8 protein-coding genes and 1 pseudogene are annotated in these 16340 nt (G+C 37.7%); 4 read left to right on the top strand and 5 right to left on the bottom strand.

Going from position 1 to position 16340, the window contains the following annotated elements; all coding sequences use genetic code 11:
* Positions 1–392 precede the first annotated feature (392 nt).
* Positions 393–578, top strand: a pseudogene (locus ACFINH_RS03720) (helix-turn-helix transcriptional regulator).
* Between the two features lie 273 nt (positions 579–851).
* Here ACFINH_RS03720 and ppx read toward each other — a convergent pair.
* Both ppx and ACFINH_RS03710 read right to left on the bottom strand, forming a co-directional pair.
* On the bottom strand, positions 852–2369 hold the full coding sequence (gene ppx / locus ACFINH_RS03715) for an exopolyphosphatase (protein ID WP_375611538.1): 1518 nt from the start codon (positions 2367–2369) through the stop codon (positions 852–854).
* Positions 2370–2375: 6 nt separating this feature from the next.
* Positions 2376–4556: an RNA degradosome polyphosphate kinase gene (locus ACFINH_RS03710; protein WP_375632181.1), complete on the bottom strand. Its 2181-nt coding sequence runs from the start codon at positions 4554–4556 to the stop codon at positions 2376–2378.
* A gap of 325 nt (positions 4557–4881) precedes the next feature.
* Between ACFINH_RS03710 and ACFINH_RS03705 the strand changes: the two genes are divergently transcribed.
* Positions 4882–5130, top strand: a complete 249-nt coding sequence (locus ACFINH_RS03705) for a zinc-finger domain-containing protein (RefSeq protein WP_375611536.1) — start codon at positions 4882–4884, stop codon at positions 5128–5130.
* A gap of 52 nt (positions 5131–5182) precedes the next feature.
* Positions 5183–6430 (top strand): FAD-binding protein, encoded by a 1248-nt coding sequence (locus tag ACFINH_RS03700; protein WP_375621324.1) that lies wholly within the window; start codon positions 5183–5185, stop codon positions 6428–6430.
* A 193-nt stretch (positions 6431–6623) separates the two neighbouring features.
* Here the strand turns inward: ACFINH_RS03700 and dnaE are convergent, their stop codons facing one another.
* Positions 6624–10091, bottom strand: coding sequence for a DNA polymerase III subunit alpha (gene dnaE, locus ACFINH_RS03695; protein ID WP_375632256.1), 3468 nt, complete (start codon positions 10089–10091; stop codon positions 6624–6626).
* A 400-nt stretch (positions 10092–10491) separates the two neighbouring features.
* On the opposite strand from dnaE, the gene recG reads away from it, so the two are divergent.
* A complete protein-coding gene (recG, locus tag ACFINH_RS03690; RefSeq protein ID WP_375613094.1) occupies positions 10492–12600 on the top strand; it encodes an ATP-dependent DNA helicase RecG in 2109 nt (702 codons plus the stop codon).
* Positions 12601–12991: 391 nt separating this feature from the next.
* Here the strand turns inward: recG and glmS are convergent, their stop codons facing one another.
* A complete protein-coding gene (gene glmS / locus ACFINH_RS03685; RefSeq protein WP_375632180.1) occupies positions 12992–14815 on the bottom strand; it encodes a glutamine--fructose-6-phosphate transaminase (isomerizing) in 1824 nt (607 codons plus the stop codon).
* Between the two features lie 173 nt (positions 14816–14988).
* Positions 14989–16338 carry a bifunctional UDP-N-acetylglucosamine diphosphorylase/glucosamine-1-phosphate N-acetyltransferase GlmU gene (gene glmU / locus ACFINH_RS03680; protein ID WP_375632179.1) on the bottom strand — a complete coding sequence of 450 codons (1350 nt, stop codon included), beginning with the start codon at positions 16336–16338 and terminating at the stop codon, positions 14989–14991.
* Positions 16339–16340: the final 2 nt, after the last annotated feature.

Below are 16340 nucleotides of genomic sequence, written 5' to 3'. Positions count from 1 at the left end.
AAAAGCGCATTCGTTACAAAAATAGCAGCCTCGCAATAGGAACAAACAAAGATATAATGCCTCACGTCACCATATCGTAAAAAACTACCGAGATTGCAATCTAACAATCAAAAACGAGCCAGCATAACAACTAAAATACCTAACAAAAGCAATATATTGATTTCTAAAAATAATCTAGCGTTATTTATATTGAATTAGACCTCCGAATATCGTAAGATTCTCTCACTCCATCTCAATAAGACTCATAAAGTTTCACATAAGAAATTATATGATAAAGCGCTGTTTTTTATAAATTAAACACCTTTCAAAGGATTCGAAAATCATGGTTAATAAATAGTTGTGATTTATTTCTATTTTTTATAGTGAAAGGATTTTATAATGACTGAAATGATATTCTTTTGACAGACCGTGAAAGTGCAAAACTGTTTCATATGAGTATTTCAACATTCCAGCGTCATGTAACCAATGGATCTCTCCCAAAATCTTTAAAACTTGTTTTTTATCGCGTTGGTTACAATCGTAATCTTATTAAGATAATCGAGCAAGCTAAACAGAAACGTTATAACGACGCAGCATAAAAAGAAAACCTTTTCACGTAAAAATGGACAAAACTTTTCATTTTCACATGAAGCTTATGAAGTGAAAAATCCATCCTGTGATGCAAGTAACAGAATAAAAAATTATGTTTTCTTTTATGAATGCTCAGGCATTACAAATGCTTTGCGTGGTGTCTAGCATGGGCGTTATGGAACAAGTCCTATTGTCCAGCTCATGATGATAGGCTACCTAGTTTATCCCTCGTCAATGGCCCTATTATTAAGACATAAAACACGAATAAATTAGGAAAAAAATCAAAAAATTTCAAAAGCGAGAGGTTGTTTTATTATTTTTGATAACTTCTGTAATCGTCCAAGAGGACGTTCTCCTAATAACCCAGCGTAATTCTTTGGGATCTGCAGGATAATATGATCTGCTTTTTTATGCCACAATAAATGAGGTAAAATTCCTGCAACAGAAGCACTAAAAAGATGAGCAATACGCATAGTTTCGCCAAGAATACGTGCTTTTTCAATTATATTTTGAGTTGCTAATTGAAAAATGGGAAGAGATTCTTTATCAACCAATAAACTCGTATTGCGAAAAAAAACAGCAAGTGCCGCATAAAGGCGCCCTTCATGAGAAATTCCTGGATAAGATCCTAAAGCTATTTGATTTGCTGCTTCATTGCCTCGATAATCTGGATGTATACGCCAACCAATATCCGCAAGAAGACAAGCGGCTTGACGATAACGGCATTCATTTTCGGTTTCTGAAATTCCAAAAACTTCAAAAGCATTCGTCGTAAAATCAATGAGTTCTTCTGCTTGTTTTGGTGAACGTGCCCGTAAAATAGCCATTTCTGTGCATGCTGCAATGAGAGGATCTGAAAGTCGAATCGCCTGCGGCAATCGTGAATAAAGAAAACCTTCACGAACGCCAGCACCAGAAAAGATTATCTTTTCAAACTCCATACACTGAATGAGTTCAATAAGAACTATTGCCCCATAAGATAAAAGTTTTCGACGGTTCTGAGAAACCGCTGCAATCCCTCTCATATTATCAATATTGCCACGTGCTACAAGACGTAAAAAGTTCTCCATTTCAACAGCATCAACTTCATAGCCGTGCATAACAGGGAGCCGATAGTGTTTCATTGCCATATGGAGTTTTGCCAAATTACGCCATGTCCCCCCTACTGCATAAAAATAACGTGCTATACCTTTACGAGCACGAACAACAGACGATTTATAAAATTGCTCATGTACAATTTTTGTAGCTACAGCACTATCATTATTTGACATATACTGTAGCCTTAAACCACCCAATGGGAGCGTTATCCCTTCACCAACATCAGAATGATCAATATCAATCAGCTCAAGACTTCCACCACCAAGATCCCCAGAAATACCTTTTGGTTGATAAAAAGTAGACACAACTCCATATGCTGAATACATAGCTTCTTCACTTCCTGAAAGAAGATATATTTTATTTTGCAAAATATCTTCAGCATGCTGAATAAATGCTACGCCATTCTGTGCATCTCGTGCTGCTGCTGTTGCTAAAGTATAGACCTCATCTGCCCCAATCTGTCGACAAAGCGTACGAAACCGTTTCAGTGTTTGCAACGCCATTTTCATCGATTTTTCTTCTAAAAATCCTGTTTTCGCCACACCATGACCGAGACCACAAAGAATCTTTTCATTAAATAAAACTGTTGGTGATCGAACAAGCCCCTCATAAATAACCAACCGAACAGAATTTGAGCCAATGTCAATAACAGCAACAGGCTTACGCCCTTTTAACCGACCTTGAGCATCTCTATATGTCATTGGATTTTAGTCTTTATGTATTTCGGCTTGTTGCCGATGCAACGCAACCAAGCGCGAAACAGAAGACTCAAAAGACTCATTTTCCCCCGCAAAACTTGTATTGGCCATAAAATACTCCTGCGCATTAAATAGACTTTCACCTATCTGCGGTGTAATACGTTTTGATGTTCCATCCTTAAGTATATCAAAGCTTTGTTGATTATCAATGATATTAGCTAACATAATCTGTAAAAGAATTTTTTGACGCACTATTTTATTAAAAACCGGAACCAATATTTCAATACGATAGTCCAAATTACGAGGCATCATATCAGCAGAGCCTAAGTAAACGAGTGCATTTTCATTAGGCAAATCTTGACCATTCCCAAAACAAAAAATGCGACTATGTTCAAGAAAACGCCCGACAATTGATTTTACACGAATATTATCCGAAATTCCTAGAATACCAGGACGTAAACAACATATCCCCCGCACAACCAAATCAATTTGCACCCCTGCTTGACTGGCACGATATAAAGCATCAATAATTTCAGGATCAACCAATGCATTAACTTTCATCCAAATAGCAGCAAACCTTCCCTGTTGTGCATGAACAATTTCTCCCTCAATATGCTCTAAGATACGACCACGCAGTGTTAAGGGTGAAAAAGCAATCTTCATTGTTTCATTTGGACGCTCATATTGCGCAATATAATTGAATAATAACGCAACATCATGAGCGATATCATCATCCGTGGAAAAAAAAGAAAGATCGGTATAAGTTTTAGCATTAATGGGATGATAATTTCCTGTTCCAAGATGAACATAAGAGCGAAGACGTTTTCCCTCACGTCTCACAACTAATGACATCTTAGCATGCGTTTTTAATGCAATAAAACCAAAAATAACTTGAACTCCAGCACATTCAAGATCCCGGGCCCAACGAATATTTGCTTCCTCATCAAAACGTGCTTTAAGTTCTACCAAAGCAGTCACAGACTTTCCCTGTTCAGCTGCTTTAATCAAAGCGCCAACAATTGGACTATCATTTGATGTACGATAAAGTGTTTGTTTTATTTCTACAACATCAGGATCGCAAGCAGCTTGACGTAAAAATTGGACAACAACATCAAATGTCTCATAGGGGTGATGAATCACAATATCATTTTCACGAATAGCCGCAAAACAATCCCCTTTATGTTTACGAATACATTCTGGAACACGAGAAATATAAGGAATAAATTTAAGATCATCGCGGGGAATAGAAACAATTTCTGATACCGTATTAAGCGCTAAAAATCCGTCAAGGACATTAATACAATTATCAGGAACAGCGAGACTATTCGCTATAAATTGGCGTAAACTCTCTGGCATTTTTGCGTCAAACTCAACTCGAATAACCTGCCCACGGCGCCGCCTTTTGAGAGCAGTTTCAAAAAAATGAACAAGATCCTCAGCTTCTTCTTCTACTTCAATATCGCTATCTCGGATTATTCTAAATGTACCAATTCCTTTAACCTCATAGTTAGGAAATACATATTTAATAAAAAGGCAAATAACATCTTCAGATGCAATAAAACGAAAATGATTGCCTTCTTGAGGAAGAAGAATAAAACGCCTTAAAAGCATTGAAATAGACAACAACACTGTGTGTGAATTCTGATCAGTTTCTCCAGACAATTGAAGCCCAATAGAAAGCCCTAAATTAGGAATAAATGGAAAAGGATGAGTAGAATCAACAGGTAAAGGTTTTAAAACAGGAAAAATTGTCTCAAGAAAATATTTTTCAAGCCATGATTTTTCAATTTCTGAAAGATCATCAGAACAAATAATTTCAATATCATTCTTTTTTAATTCATCACGTAAAACATTCAATTCTCGTAGTTGGTGAGCCTGCAGCTTTGAAATCTCAGCTAATACAATATCAAGTTGTTCCTGTGGAGTGTGCCCATCTGCACTGCACGCTGTAACGCGAGCACGAATTTGAGCTGCTAGTCCTGCAACACGAACCATAAAAAACTCATCAAGATTTGCAGCTGAAATAGAAAGAAATTGTAGACGTTCTAATAAAGGATGTTTCGAATTAGCCGCTTCCATCAAAACACGATTATTAAATTGTAGCCATGAAAACTCTCGATTAATAAATCGTACCGGATTTTTCATTGTTATATTCGATATAGAAATTTTATCTACCACCCTCTGTTCCATATATCCTAAATAATTTTCTTTTATATTTTCTAAAATCCTTGACGAAATATCTCACATAACATTTGATAATATGTTATCATCATAATAATATATCAATGCCTAACTTCCCTCATCATTTTTCCATTTAATATTTAAAAGTACTTGGAATTATTGCTATGCGCAAAGCACTAAAAGTAAGACAACTATTCTAATATAGCATAAAAGAAGAGAAATTTGTCTTAAAAAGCATCTTGCATTATTATACGCTTTATTACAAACTCACGCCTATAAAATAGAAGAGCCCAATCATAGCTGATGAGAAAATTTATTCTGGAGTTTGTATGCCATGGCTGATCACAATATTCCTCATTTCCAAAATGACCTTGGATATAAAACAATCGAAATTGGTGTGAAAGAATTTATGTGTGTAGGCGCTACACACCCATTCGATCATCCTCATATCTTTATCGATATGGGAGCAGCAGATGAGAAAATTTGCCCTTACTGCTCAACCCTTTATCGTTATGTTCCCTCGCTATCATACGATCAAACAAACCCAACAGGATGCTTATATCATCCAGAAAAGCTATTATAATTGCGTTTTTTGGCTTTCTTAATAACCCCTCTTTTAATTCTGCTTGTTTAATATGAAATCATTTGTGGAACAATCACCCATCATCGTTGGAGGAGGAATTGCTGGTTTAAGCACCGCTTTAGCACTCGCTCATAAAGGAATTGCAAGCACCATTATCGAAAAGTGTAAGCAACTTGAAACGATAGGCGCTGGTATTCAACTGACACCAAATGCAACATCTATTCTTGCTCGCTGGAAACTTCTTAACAAACTCACTGAAGTCGCGACAATCCCATATTTTCTTGAGTTAAAAGATGGATTATCTTTAAAAATACATCTACGGGCTCATCTTATTAATCTAACAGAAAAATATTGGAAAGCCCCTTATATGACGATTCACCGCGCGGCTTTACAAAAAATTTTATATAATGCAGTGATTGAAAATCCTTTGATCAAATACAAAGCAGGCGAAACGATTGTATCTTCTACCCAATCGGCAACCAACATTAAAATCACGACAATAAAAACAGATACGGCAACAGAACAGCTTTATTCAACGCCCCTCCTGATCGGATGTGATGGCGTTTGGTCAACATTACGGCAACAATCTCCTTTTCATGAAAAAGCAAATTTTAGTGGCTTTATTGCTTGGCGTGCAACAACAACATCTGATAATCTTCCTCAAAACTTTCGTTCTTCATTGCAAAATATGAAGACAATTACGGCTTGGATGGGACCAAAAAATCATCTTGTTGTCTACCCCATTCAATCGTCAGAAAAAATTTTTAATTTTGTCGCCATTACGCATGGAGAAAATTCAAAAGAAGGATGGGCCCATAAAGGAGATAAAGAAAAACTCAAATCTCTTTTTAAAGATTGGAATTCAAAAATCTTACAAATCTTTGATCATATTGATGAATGGAGTTATTGGCCACTTTTTCAAATGAAACAAAATCGTTTTATCGGTTTAGAGAGACAAGTATTTGTTGGCGATTGCGCACATGCTGCCTTACCTTTTGCAGCACAAGGTGCCGCTATGGCAATCGAAGATGCTGCCACATTAGCAAAAGCACTTTCATTGAAAGATTTTTCATTAACGAAAGCACTTTCGCTTTACGAAACAACACGCACCCCGCGTATTGCAGCAGTAAAAAAACGCGGAGATTTCAATAGATTAGCCTATCACGCAACCGGTCCCATAGCAATTGCACGCAATCTCATGATGAAAATTCGTACACCAGAGAGCATTATGTCAGATCTCAATTGGCTTTACATGTATGATGCGATGAATTCTATAAAAAATAATGATAAAAACTTATAAAATCCTTCCGACACTTTGAATATTACGAAAGAACGAGATTTTTTTTAATTTTATGACACTAAAAAAATATCATAATTTACTCAAATAAAAGCAATATTTTTCGAAACCTACAATCCGATTTTAAAAGCTCCATTTTTAGCTCTCCTAAAAGCAAAAACACCACTCAAAATCAGCTCCCATCTTTAATCTTTCTTTAACTCAATTCTACATCAACAATACCCTGAATTAATTTCATAGCATTTGCGACATGTGAATTTACCTTATATCGCTTAGGAAGCGCAATTTCGACTTCTCGCAATCCATCCTCTTGAATTAAAATAAGCCCAACCTCTCCATTCCCCCCAAGATTTAAGTTTTGTTCAATTTGTGGAAGCATATCAACTGTTTTTATAAAGAGACGCATCATTTTATGCTGTTGTAATGATTCATTTTCCAAAGACTGAATTGTTTCAATTCGCAAACTAACTCCTTCAGAACGATTTTCTGCGCTCACCGTAATAATAAAAGATTTTCCGGGTTCTAGCATCTCTTCATAATCCGAGAGTGCCTCAGAAAAGAGAACTGCTTCATATTGTCCACTTGTATCAGAAAAATGAATAATTCCCATTTTTTTACCAGATTTTGTTTTGCGCACGTTTTTTGCCACAACAGTTCCAGCAAGCCGTGCAGCCGTTGCTCCCCCTTTAACGGCATTGGCAAAATTACCCCAAGTCTGAATGCGTTTTTTGTTTAGAATAGCTTGATATTCCTCCAAAGGATGCGCAGAAAAGTAAAAACCTATAGCTTGAAATTCTCGATAAAGTTTCTCAGCCGGCAACCAAGGGGTTGTTTGCGATAAAATCAATGGTTCTTTTAATCCGCCTGCCATTCCAAATATATCAACCTGCCCGCTAGAATTGTCATCGAGAATACGAAGTGCACGCGCATGAAGGGTTCCAAGATTGGCTAATAAAACCTCACGTGCAATGTTAAAACAATCAAAAGCACCAGCACAAACTAAACTTTCCATCGCACGCTTATTAACAATACGAGGATCAACACGCGCACAAAAATCTTCCAAATCCTTAAAAATCTTACTCCCACGACAAGAAACAATATGATCTACAACAGTTTCTCCCACACCTTTAATGGCAGCAAGAGAATAATAAATACAATTATCACCAACCTCAAAAACACGATGAGATGTTTGTATAGAAGGTGCAATAACTTCAATACCCAACCTTAATGCTTCACGCCGAAAATCATTGAGCTTATCTGTATTCGTCATATCATATGTCATTGAAGCAGCTAAAAACTCAACGGGATAGTTTGCTTTCATATAAGCCGTTTGGTAAGAAACAATTGCATAAGCAGCAGCGTGCGATTTATTAAAACCATAATCGGCAAATTTTGCTAAAAGATCAAAGATAATATCAGCTTGATCTTTATCCACGCCACCTGCAACAGCTCCATTGACAAAACGCGTACGCTGTTTTTGCATTTCAGCATGAATTTTTTTCCCCATAGCACGACGTAGTAAATCAGCTTCTCCAAGCGAATAGCCAGCAAGAACCTGAGCAATCTGCATCACCTGTTCTTGATAGACAATAACACCTTGTGTTTCTTTGATCAGATGATCTATCTTAGGATGAATAGAAGCAATTTCCTCTTCCCCATGTTTGCGTGCATTATAGGTTGGAATATTCTCCATTGGACCTGGACGATAAAGTGCAACCAGCGCAATAATATCTTCAATACGGTCTGGCTTCATTCCAATCAACGCCTTGCGCATACCAGAACTTTCCACCTGAAACACGCCAACCGTTTCACCACGTGCCATCATAGCGTAGGTTGCTTCATCATTCAGAGGAATATTTGATAAATCTATTTTAATCCCCTTTCTGGCAACAAAATCGACTGCCATTTTCAAAACAGTAAGCGTTTTTAATCCAAGAAAATCAAATTTTACCAGCCCCGCTTGTTCAACATATTTCATGTTAAATTGTGTAACAGGCATATCAGAACGAGGATCACGATACATCGGGACAAGCTCCCAAAGTGGACGATCTCCGATAACAATCCCAGCAGCATGAGTTGAAGCATGACGATAAAGTCCCTCCAACTGAAGCGCTATATCTAATGCGCGTCCAACAACGGGATCTTTTTTCTTTTCTTCTTCAAATTTAGGTTCATCCTTAATAGCATCTGCTAATTCTACCTGACTTCCTGGGGTGGCAGGAATTAATTTTGTAAGATAATCCACCTGACGATAAGGAACTTCTAAAACACGCCCCACATCACGCAAAACTGCACGTGCCTGTAACTTACCAAAAGTAATAATTTGAGCAACTTGATCACGTCCATATTTTTTTTGAACATATTGAATAACTTCTTCGCGCCGCTCTTGACAAAAGTCGATATCAAAATCTGGCATCGAAACACGATCTGGATTCAGAAAACGTTCAAAGAGAAGAGAAAACCGCAAGGGATCCACATCAGTAATCGTCAATGCATAAGCAACAAGTGAACCAGCACCAGAACCCCGGCCTGGTCCAACGGGAATGTCATGAACCTTTGCCCATTTTATGAAATCTGAAACGATAAGAAAATATCCAGAAAATTGCATACGCGTAATAACTGAAATTTCATAATCAAGCCGCTGTTCATAATCTGCAATCGTATACCCTTCAGCCAACCCTATTGTTTCAAGCCGAATCTTCAAACCATCTTTAGCCTGATTTAATAACTCACTATCTTCTATTTCTAAAGTAGTTTCTGAATTAACAGATTGTTCTATAAAACGAGGCAATATCGGTTTTCGAAGAGGCGAGGCAATATGACAACGCAATGCAATTTCAACACTATTTTCCAAAGCTTCTGGAAGATCAGAAAACAGTGTAACCATTTCATCTTGTGACTTCAAATAATGATCTGGTGTCACACGTTTGCGATCTGGATTAGAGACAATTTGTCCTTCTGAAACAGCCATCAGCGCATCATGCGCTTCATACCCTTCTCTTTGCAGAAAAAAAGCTTCATTCGTTGCTACAAGAGGAATTTCATGCGCATAAGCCAATTCAATAAGATCAGCTTCTACTCTCCGGTCATAAGAGCCATGCCGTTGTAACTCCACATAAAGACGATCAGCAAAAGATTTTTTCAAATAAATTAAGCGCTCAACAGCATGTTCTTTTTTCTCTTCTGCCAAAGAAAGATTAATAGGTCCTCCCTTTCCACCCGTTAAAGCGATTATGCCTTCACTGTGTTCTGACAACCAATCAGCTTTAATATGAGGAGGATCAGTATCACACTTATCAAGATAAGCACGGCTCACAAGACGAACCAAATGAGCATAACCGGTTTCGCTAGCAGCCAAAAGAACAATAGAGCAAAAATCAGAAGGATTACGCCATTTAGCCAAACGTGAATGATCATTTTCATCACAAAAATCAACAGTAAGCTGACAACCAATAATAGGTTGGACCCCATGAGAAAGACAATGCTGTGAAAATTCCAAAGCACCAAATAAATTATTGGTATCGGTAATAGCAACCGCTGGTGCATGATCTGAAATCGTCTGTTGAATAATTTGGGGGATTTTTAAAGCCCCTTCGAGCAAGGAATAAGCTGAATGCACTCTCAAATGAATAAAGCGAGGAAGAGAATTTTTGTTCTCTTGCATTTGCATTTTATTTTTTACCACTCTCACAATTTCCCACTACAAAATAAATGCTAAACAGCACCCCTTATAAAAGAAAAATTCTGTTCATCATCAAACTTTAAAGCTATAAATTCATCATCCTACATAGGAGCAATATCCCAATTTTATTAATATTTATAAGAGAGTTCTATCAAGAAAATGCTTCTATTCACAGCAAATAAACACCTAAAATAAAAAGAAAAACAATATACCTCATCTAAGTACTTTAATTTTTGACCATTTAATTGTATTTTTCTTTAAATATTAATTTCTCTTCCTAAAGTTCAATGTGTAAATAAAGCAACCTTGTCTTTATGACTTTATCCCCAAAAAGCTCTTCTAAAGGTCTAGAAAAAACAAAAAGGGCAGGTTAAATTTGCTCATGCCTCCAAGTCTTCTTACCCCACTTTTTAATTCTATCCGAACTCTTTCTGGTATTACACCTAAAGTCTATGGTTTATTGACCAAACTCTTAGATGTTAATCCCACACAACGCGAAGCAACCCTTATTGACCTTCTTCAATTAATGCCCCATTCCGTTATAGACCGCAGAATGCGTCCCAACATTACTTGTGCAAAAGAAGGAGATACTGTTACGCTCGAAATTATCATCGATCAGCATCAACCACCACCCCGTGGTCACAACCGAATTCCCTATCGTGTTATTGCCCATGATCACACAGGAAAAATAAATTTAGTCTTTTTTCATGCTCAACCTCTTTGGCTAAAAAAACAACTCCCCGAAGGAAAAAAAGTCATTATATCAGGAAAAGTTGAATGGTTTAATGGACAGCTTTCAATGGCGCATCCAGACTATATTGCCCCAAGCGAACAATCAAATCAGATACCTCTCATCGAACCTGTCTATCCCTCTACTGCAGGACTAACTGTAAAGACACTAAGACGCGCCATACAAAACACTCTTGATTTTATTCCTCTCCTCCCAGAATGGATAGATGAAAATGTAAAAAAGCAGCAAAATTTTCCTTCTTTTTCTGTTGCTTTACGCCGTATCCATGCGCCCATTAACCCCAATGATCTATCCTTAGAAAGTACAGCACGCAAACGTCTTGCCTATGATGAATTGCTCGCTTGTCAATTGGCACTAGGACTCGTGCGTTTGAAAACTAAATCTCTTGTTGGCACTTCTCGACCATCAACAGGAATTTATACTAAAAAATTGCTTAATATCCTCCCCTTTCAACTCACAACCGGACAAAAAAAAGCAGTAGAAGATATCGCAAATGATCTTGCTTCACCAGAACCGATGCTAAGACTACTTCAAGGTGATGTAGGCGCAGGAAAAACTGTTGTTGCATTGATGGCAATGGCACAAATTGCTGAAAATTCAGGACAATCAGCTTTAATGGCACCAACTGAAGTGCTTGCTAGGCAACATTTTGCCACCATCGCTCCTCTTGCCGAAAAGGTCGGATTACAAACAACGCTTTTAACAGGACGAGAAAAAGGGAAATTGCGGACAAATATCGTGAATGATATTCTGTCAGGTCAAGTTTCTATTGTCATCGGAACTCATGCTCTCATACAAAACAGCGTTACTTATAATAATCTCGCTTTAACCATTATCGATGAACAACACCGTTTTGGTGTCCATCAACGTATCGCTCTTACAGAAAAAGGCAATAAAGCTGATATGCTGGTTATGACCGCCACGCCCATTCCCCGCACACTTGTCTTAACAGCTTTTGGTGATATGGATGTCTCTAAAATTACCGAAAAACCAATGGGACGACAACCCATTACAACAGCAACGCTTTCTTTGAAACGTCTTCATGAGCTTATAGCGAGAATCGCAATTGCATTAGAAAAAGGAGAAAAGCTCTATTGGATTTGTCCTTTAGTAGAGGAATCGACAGCTCTTGATCTCACTTCAATTGAAAACCGCTTTGCATTTCTCCATGAGCGCTTTGGAGCACACGTTGGTATGATCCATGGAAAAATGTCTACAGCAGAAAAAGAAGCCGCTATGGCATCTTTTAAATGTGGAAATACACGTATTTTAGTTGCAACCACCGTCATTGAAGTGGGAGTAGATATTCCAGATGCTTCGATCATTATCATCGAACACGCGGAACATTTTGGCCTTTCACAATTGCACCAATTACGTGGACGTGTAGGACGAGGCGATAAAAAATCTTCCTGCATTTTGCTCTATAAAGATCCACTGACTAAAACAGCAGCAACACGCCTTAATATTATCCGCAATACAGAAGATGGTTTTGAAATTGCTGAAGAAGATTGGCGCCTACGAGGCGAAGGAGAACTTTTAGGTACAAAACAATCCGGAGTCCCTGAATTTCATATAGCAAACCTTGCAGTTCATAGCGATCTTTTGTCAATGGCAAGAAAAGATGCTCGTTTATTTTTACAACGCGATCCTCATCTTTCTTCTGAGCAAGGACAAGCTTTACGGTTGCTCCTTTATCTTTTCGGACACAACGATGCTGCACGCCTCTTACGAGCAGGATAACAAAAACCCTCTAATAAAAAACTTAAATACCTCTCTGTTCAAATATGGTTTTCTCTCTTAGAATTACCCATAAATGATCTACGCAGTCTCTTAGCATCTTTATGCTTCATGAACGAATAACAAATCAACAGCACTATCTTCTCTCTCAATCTGAATTATTCTTGCATTAAAACAGTAGAAGCAATATTGCGTCTTTTTCTACCATTATATTCACATAACTGATCTATTTTTTGATAGGTAAGAAAATATTTTTCGTTTTATCGTAAAGGATTTAGAAAGAAAAAACTTTTCTTCAGTATTCTCGTTCAACAGAGAAAAATGAAAAAATAAGTTTCATTATAAATCAATTTCTTACACTTGATTATTCTCCAAAAGATTCAGAAATATACTTTTATTCAACCGTGACTGATTTTGCTAAATTACGGGGTTGATCAACATCTGTTCCTAATAAAACAGCCGTATGATAAGCGATTAACTGAACAGGGAGTGCATAAATAATAGGAGAAATAAATTCTGGAACATCTGGCAAAGTGATCGTTGATAAAGTCTTAAGACAAGCTACTTCTGCTCCCTTTTTATCGGTTATTAAAATAATACGACCATTACGCGCTACCACTTCTTGCATATTAGAAAAAGTTTTTTCAAACCACCGATCATAAGGTGCAACAACAATAACGGGTATTGTCTCATCCACCAGAGCAATTGGTCCATGCTTTAATTCACCTGCCGCATAACCTTCAGCATGAATATAAGAAAGCTCTTTCAGTTTAAGAGCTCCCTCCAAAGCAATCGGATAAGAAGTTCCACGTCCCAGATAAAGAACACTTTTTGCATTCACCAAATCACGACAAATACATTCAATTTTTCTCTCTAATTTTAAGACCTCATTTAAAATACGTGGAACTTCTGCCAACTGTTGAACCAGTTGCTTTTCTATTTGAGCCGAAAGATAGCCACGTTGTTTAGCCGCACTAAGAGCGAGTGAAGCAAGCGTTGCCAATTGACAGGTAAAAGCTTTTGTTGAAGCAACACCTATTTCCGGTCCGGCAAGTGTTGGGAGAATAAAATCAGCCTCCCTTGCCATTGTTGATTGCTCTACATTCACAATTGTTGCTGTTTTTACACCCCGCTCACGACAATAACGCAAAGAAGCCAATGTATCAGCTGTCTCACCAGATTGAGAAACAAACAGCGATAACACATCAGACGTTATAGGAGGTTCACGATAACGAAACTCGGAAGCAACATCATTATCAACACTTAAAGCGGCAAATTTCTCAAACCAATAGCGCGCAACTAAGGTTGAATAATATGCCGTTCCACAACTCGCAAAAAGAAGCCGATGAATATTTTTCCAATCAATCAAATTCTCAAGCGGTCGAACCGCATAATTTCCAAGGTCAAGATAATGCGCCAAATTATGAGAAATCACTTCAGGTTGTTCAAACATTTCCTTGTGCATAAAATGACGATGATTACCCTTAGAAATCAATAAAGCCCCTTCGAGTAATGTCGTCACAGAACGTTTTACCGGTTGGTTGTTAGCATCATAAATTGTAACACCTTCCCGTGTGAGAACAGCCCAATCCCCATCTTCCATATAGCTAATATAATCAACGAATGGTGCCAAAGCAATCGCATCTGACCCCACAAAAAATTCATCTTTTCCATAACCAATTGCCAGAGGTGGACCAGAACAAGCCGCAATCATAAGGTTATCTTCACCTTCGAAAATAAGAGCAATAGCAAAAGCCCCCTGCAGCCTTTTCCAACTGGTACGTATGGCTTCTTGCGGAGAAAGACCATCTTTTAATGCACGCGTTATTAAATGTGCAATAACTTCCGTATCCGTCTCTGTTTCAAAGATACAACCATCCTCTATGAGTTCCTTTTGCAGTTCTACAAAATTTTCAATAATACCATTATGAACAATCGCAAGCTTTTCAGTCACATGGGGATGCGCATTGCGTTCAACAGCAATTCCATGCGTAGCCCAACGGGTATGACCAATCCCTAAACTTCCCTCCAGAGGTGTTTTTTTTAATTTTTCTTCTAAATGAACAAGCTTCCCCTCAGCACGTACACGATAAAGATGCCCATTATGGACCGTTGCCACCCCAGATGAATCATACCCTCTATACTCAAGACGTTTTAACCCCTCAACCAAAGAGGACGTAACACACCTCTTTCCAAGAACTCCAATAATTCCACACATTAAAAAGCTCCAACCCACATCTTAAGATTCAAATTTTACAAAACAATCCAACAGCCTTTATTTAAAACTATAAATAATAAAAATAATTCAAACATGGAATACAGCAATCTTTAAGAATAAATCTTCCATCCATCGTTAGATTAACACGAAACAAAAGAATAAGCTGAAAATAATCATTTTTTCTGTTTGTTTTCTAACAAACGCTCTCGAAATTTTGTCGCATAGCCCTCTTTTATAACCTGTCGTGCACGCCCAAAAGCCATACTATTCATAGGAATATTTTCAGTAATAACACTTCCTGAAGCAACATAAGAGCCATCCCCTATTACCAATGGGGAAACAAGTGCCGTATTAGACCCAACAAAAGCATGATCACCAATCATGGTTTTATATTTGTTAAATCCATCATAATTGCAAGTAATCGTACCGGCTCCAATATTGGTATGTGCACCAATTTCGGCATCACCAATATAACTTAAATGATTGATTTTAGAAGATTCTCCTACCTTAGCTTGTTTGACTTCACAAAAATTTCCAATCTTTACGGACTTTGCCAACTCTGTTCCAGGACGCAAACGTGCATAGGGACCAATCTGTGCATCTCTACCAACCACAGCACCTTCGAGATAACTAAATGCATGAATAACCGCACCAGATTGTACTTTTACGTTTAACCCAAAATAAACATTTGGTTCTATCACCACCCCTGGTGCAATTTCTGTATCATAAGAAAAATAGAGTGTTTCTGGCTTTAAGAGTGTAACACCCGATAACATTAAATCGCGCGCTTTACGTTTTTGCCACAAAGAATCAGCCTCAGAAAGCTCAAAACCGTTGTTAATTCCTACAATATCTTCAAAAGGAACTTCAACAACACGCACATCTAATCCTTCGCGTGTTGCAAGAGAAGCAATATCTGTTAAGTAATATTCTTTTTTCACATTATTATTACCAACTTTCTCTAAAAGAGAAAGTGCATGTTTTCCACGCATAGCGAGTATTCCACCGTTACAAAAAGAAATCTTTTTTTCTTCATCGCTAGCGTCTTTTTCTTCTACAATTGCAATCAATTGACCATTTTTCTCGAGAAGACGCCCATAACCTGTTGGATGTTTGGTATGAAAACCTGCAAAAACAACATCTGCTCCATCAGCAAGCTGTGCACGCATTTGGTGCAATGAATCTTGCTGAATGAGAGGAGTATCCCCAAAAACAATGAGCACATCATCCACCTCCTTTTGCAAAGCTAAACGAGCAGACAAAACAGCATGAGCAGTTCCTAAACGCTCTTTTTGTTCAAAAATCATTACATCTTTTACAAATGACTGAACAACGTGCGTAACCTCCTTAGCACCATATCCCACAACAACCGCTAATTGTGAAGAGCCTGCCAATTCTATTTTTTTTAGAACATGGCATATAAGAGGCAATCCAGCAATTTTATGAAGTACCTTAGGCAGAGACGATTTCATGCGCGTCCCCTCACCTGCGGCAAGAACAATAGAAAGACAACTTCTAACCATAA

This window comes from Bartonella sp. AA74HLJMH, from assembly GCF_042197045.1.
In the GTDB taxonomy this organism is placed as follows: Bacteria; Pseudomonadota; Alphaproteobacteria; order Rhizobiales; family Rhizobiaceae; genus Bartonella.
This window is presented reverse-complemented; position numbering and strand designations above follow the sequence as displayed.

What these genes read in the sequence shown, in the direction of transcription:
- recG (WP_375613094.1), top strand. Translation starts at nt 10,492, where the DNA reads ATGCCTCCAAGTCTTCTTACCCCACTTTTTAATTCTATCCGAACTCTT.
- dnaE (WP_375632256.1), bottom strand. Translation starts at nt 10,091, where the DNA reads ATGCAAGAGAACAAAAATTCTCTTCCTCGCTTTATTCATTTGAGAGTG.
- ppx (WP_375611538.1), bottom strand. Translation starts at nt 2,369, where the DNA reads ATGACATATAGAGATGCTCAAGGTCGGTTAAAAGGGCGTAAGCCTGTT.
- ACFINH_RS03700 (WP_375621324.1), top strand. Translation starts at nt 5,183, where the DNA reads ATGAAATCATTTGTGGAACAATCACCCATCATCGTTGGAGGAGGAATT.
- ACFINH_RS03705 (WP_375611536.1), top strand. Translation starts at nt 4,882, where the DNA reads ATGGCTGATCACAATATTCCTCATTTCCAAAATGACCTTGGATATAAA.
- glmS (WP_375632180.1), bottom strand. Translation starts at nt 14,815, where the DNA reads ATGTGTGGAATTATTGGAGTTCTTGGAAAGAGGTGTGTTACGTCCTCT.
- glmU (WP_375632179.1), bottom strand. Translation starts at nt 16,338, where the DNA reads ATGGTTAGAAGTTGTCTTTCTATTGTTCTTGCCGCAGGTGAGGGGACG.
- ACFINH_RS03710 (WP_375632181.1), bottom strand. Translation starts at nt 4,556, where the DNA reads ATGGAACAGAGGGTGGTAGATAAAATTTCTATATCGAATATAACAATG.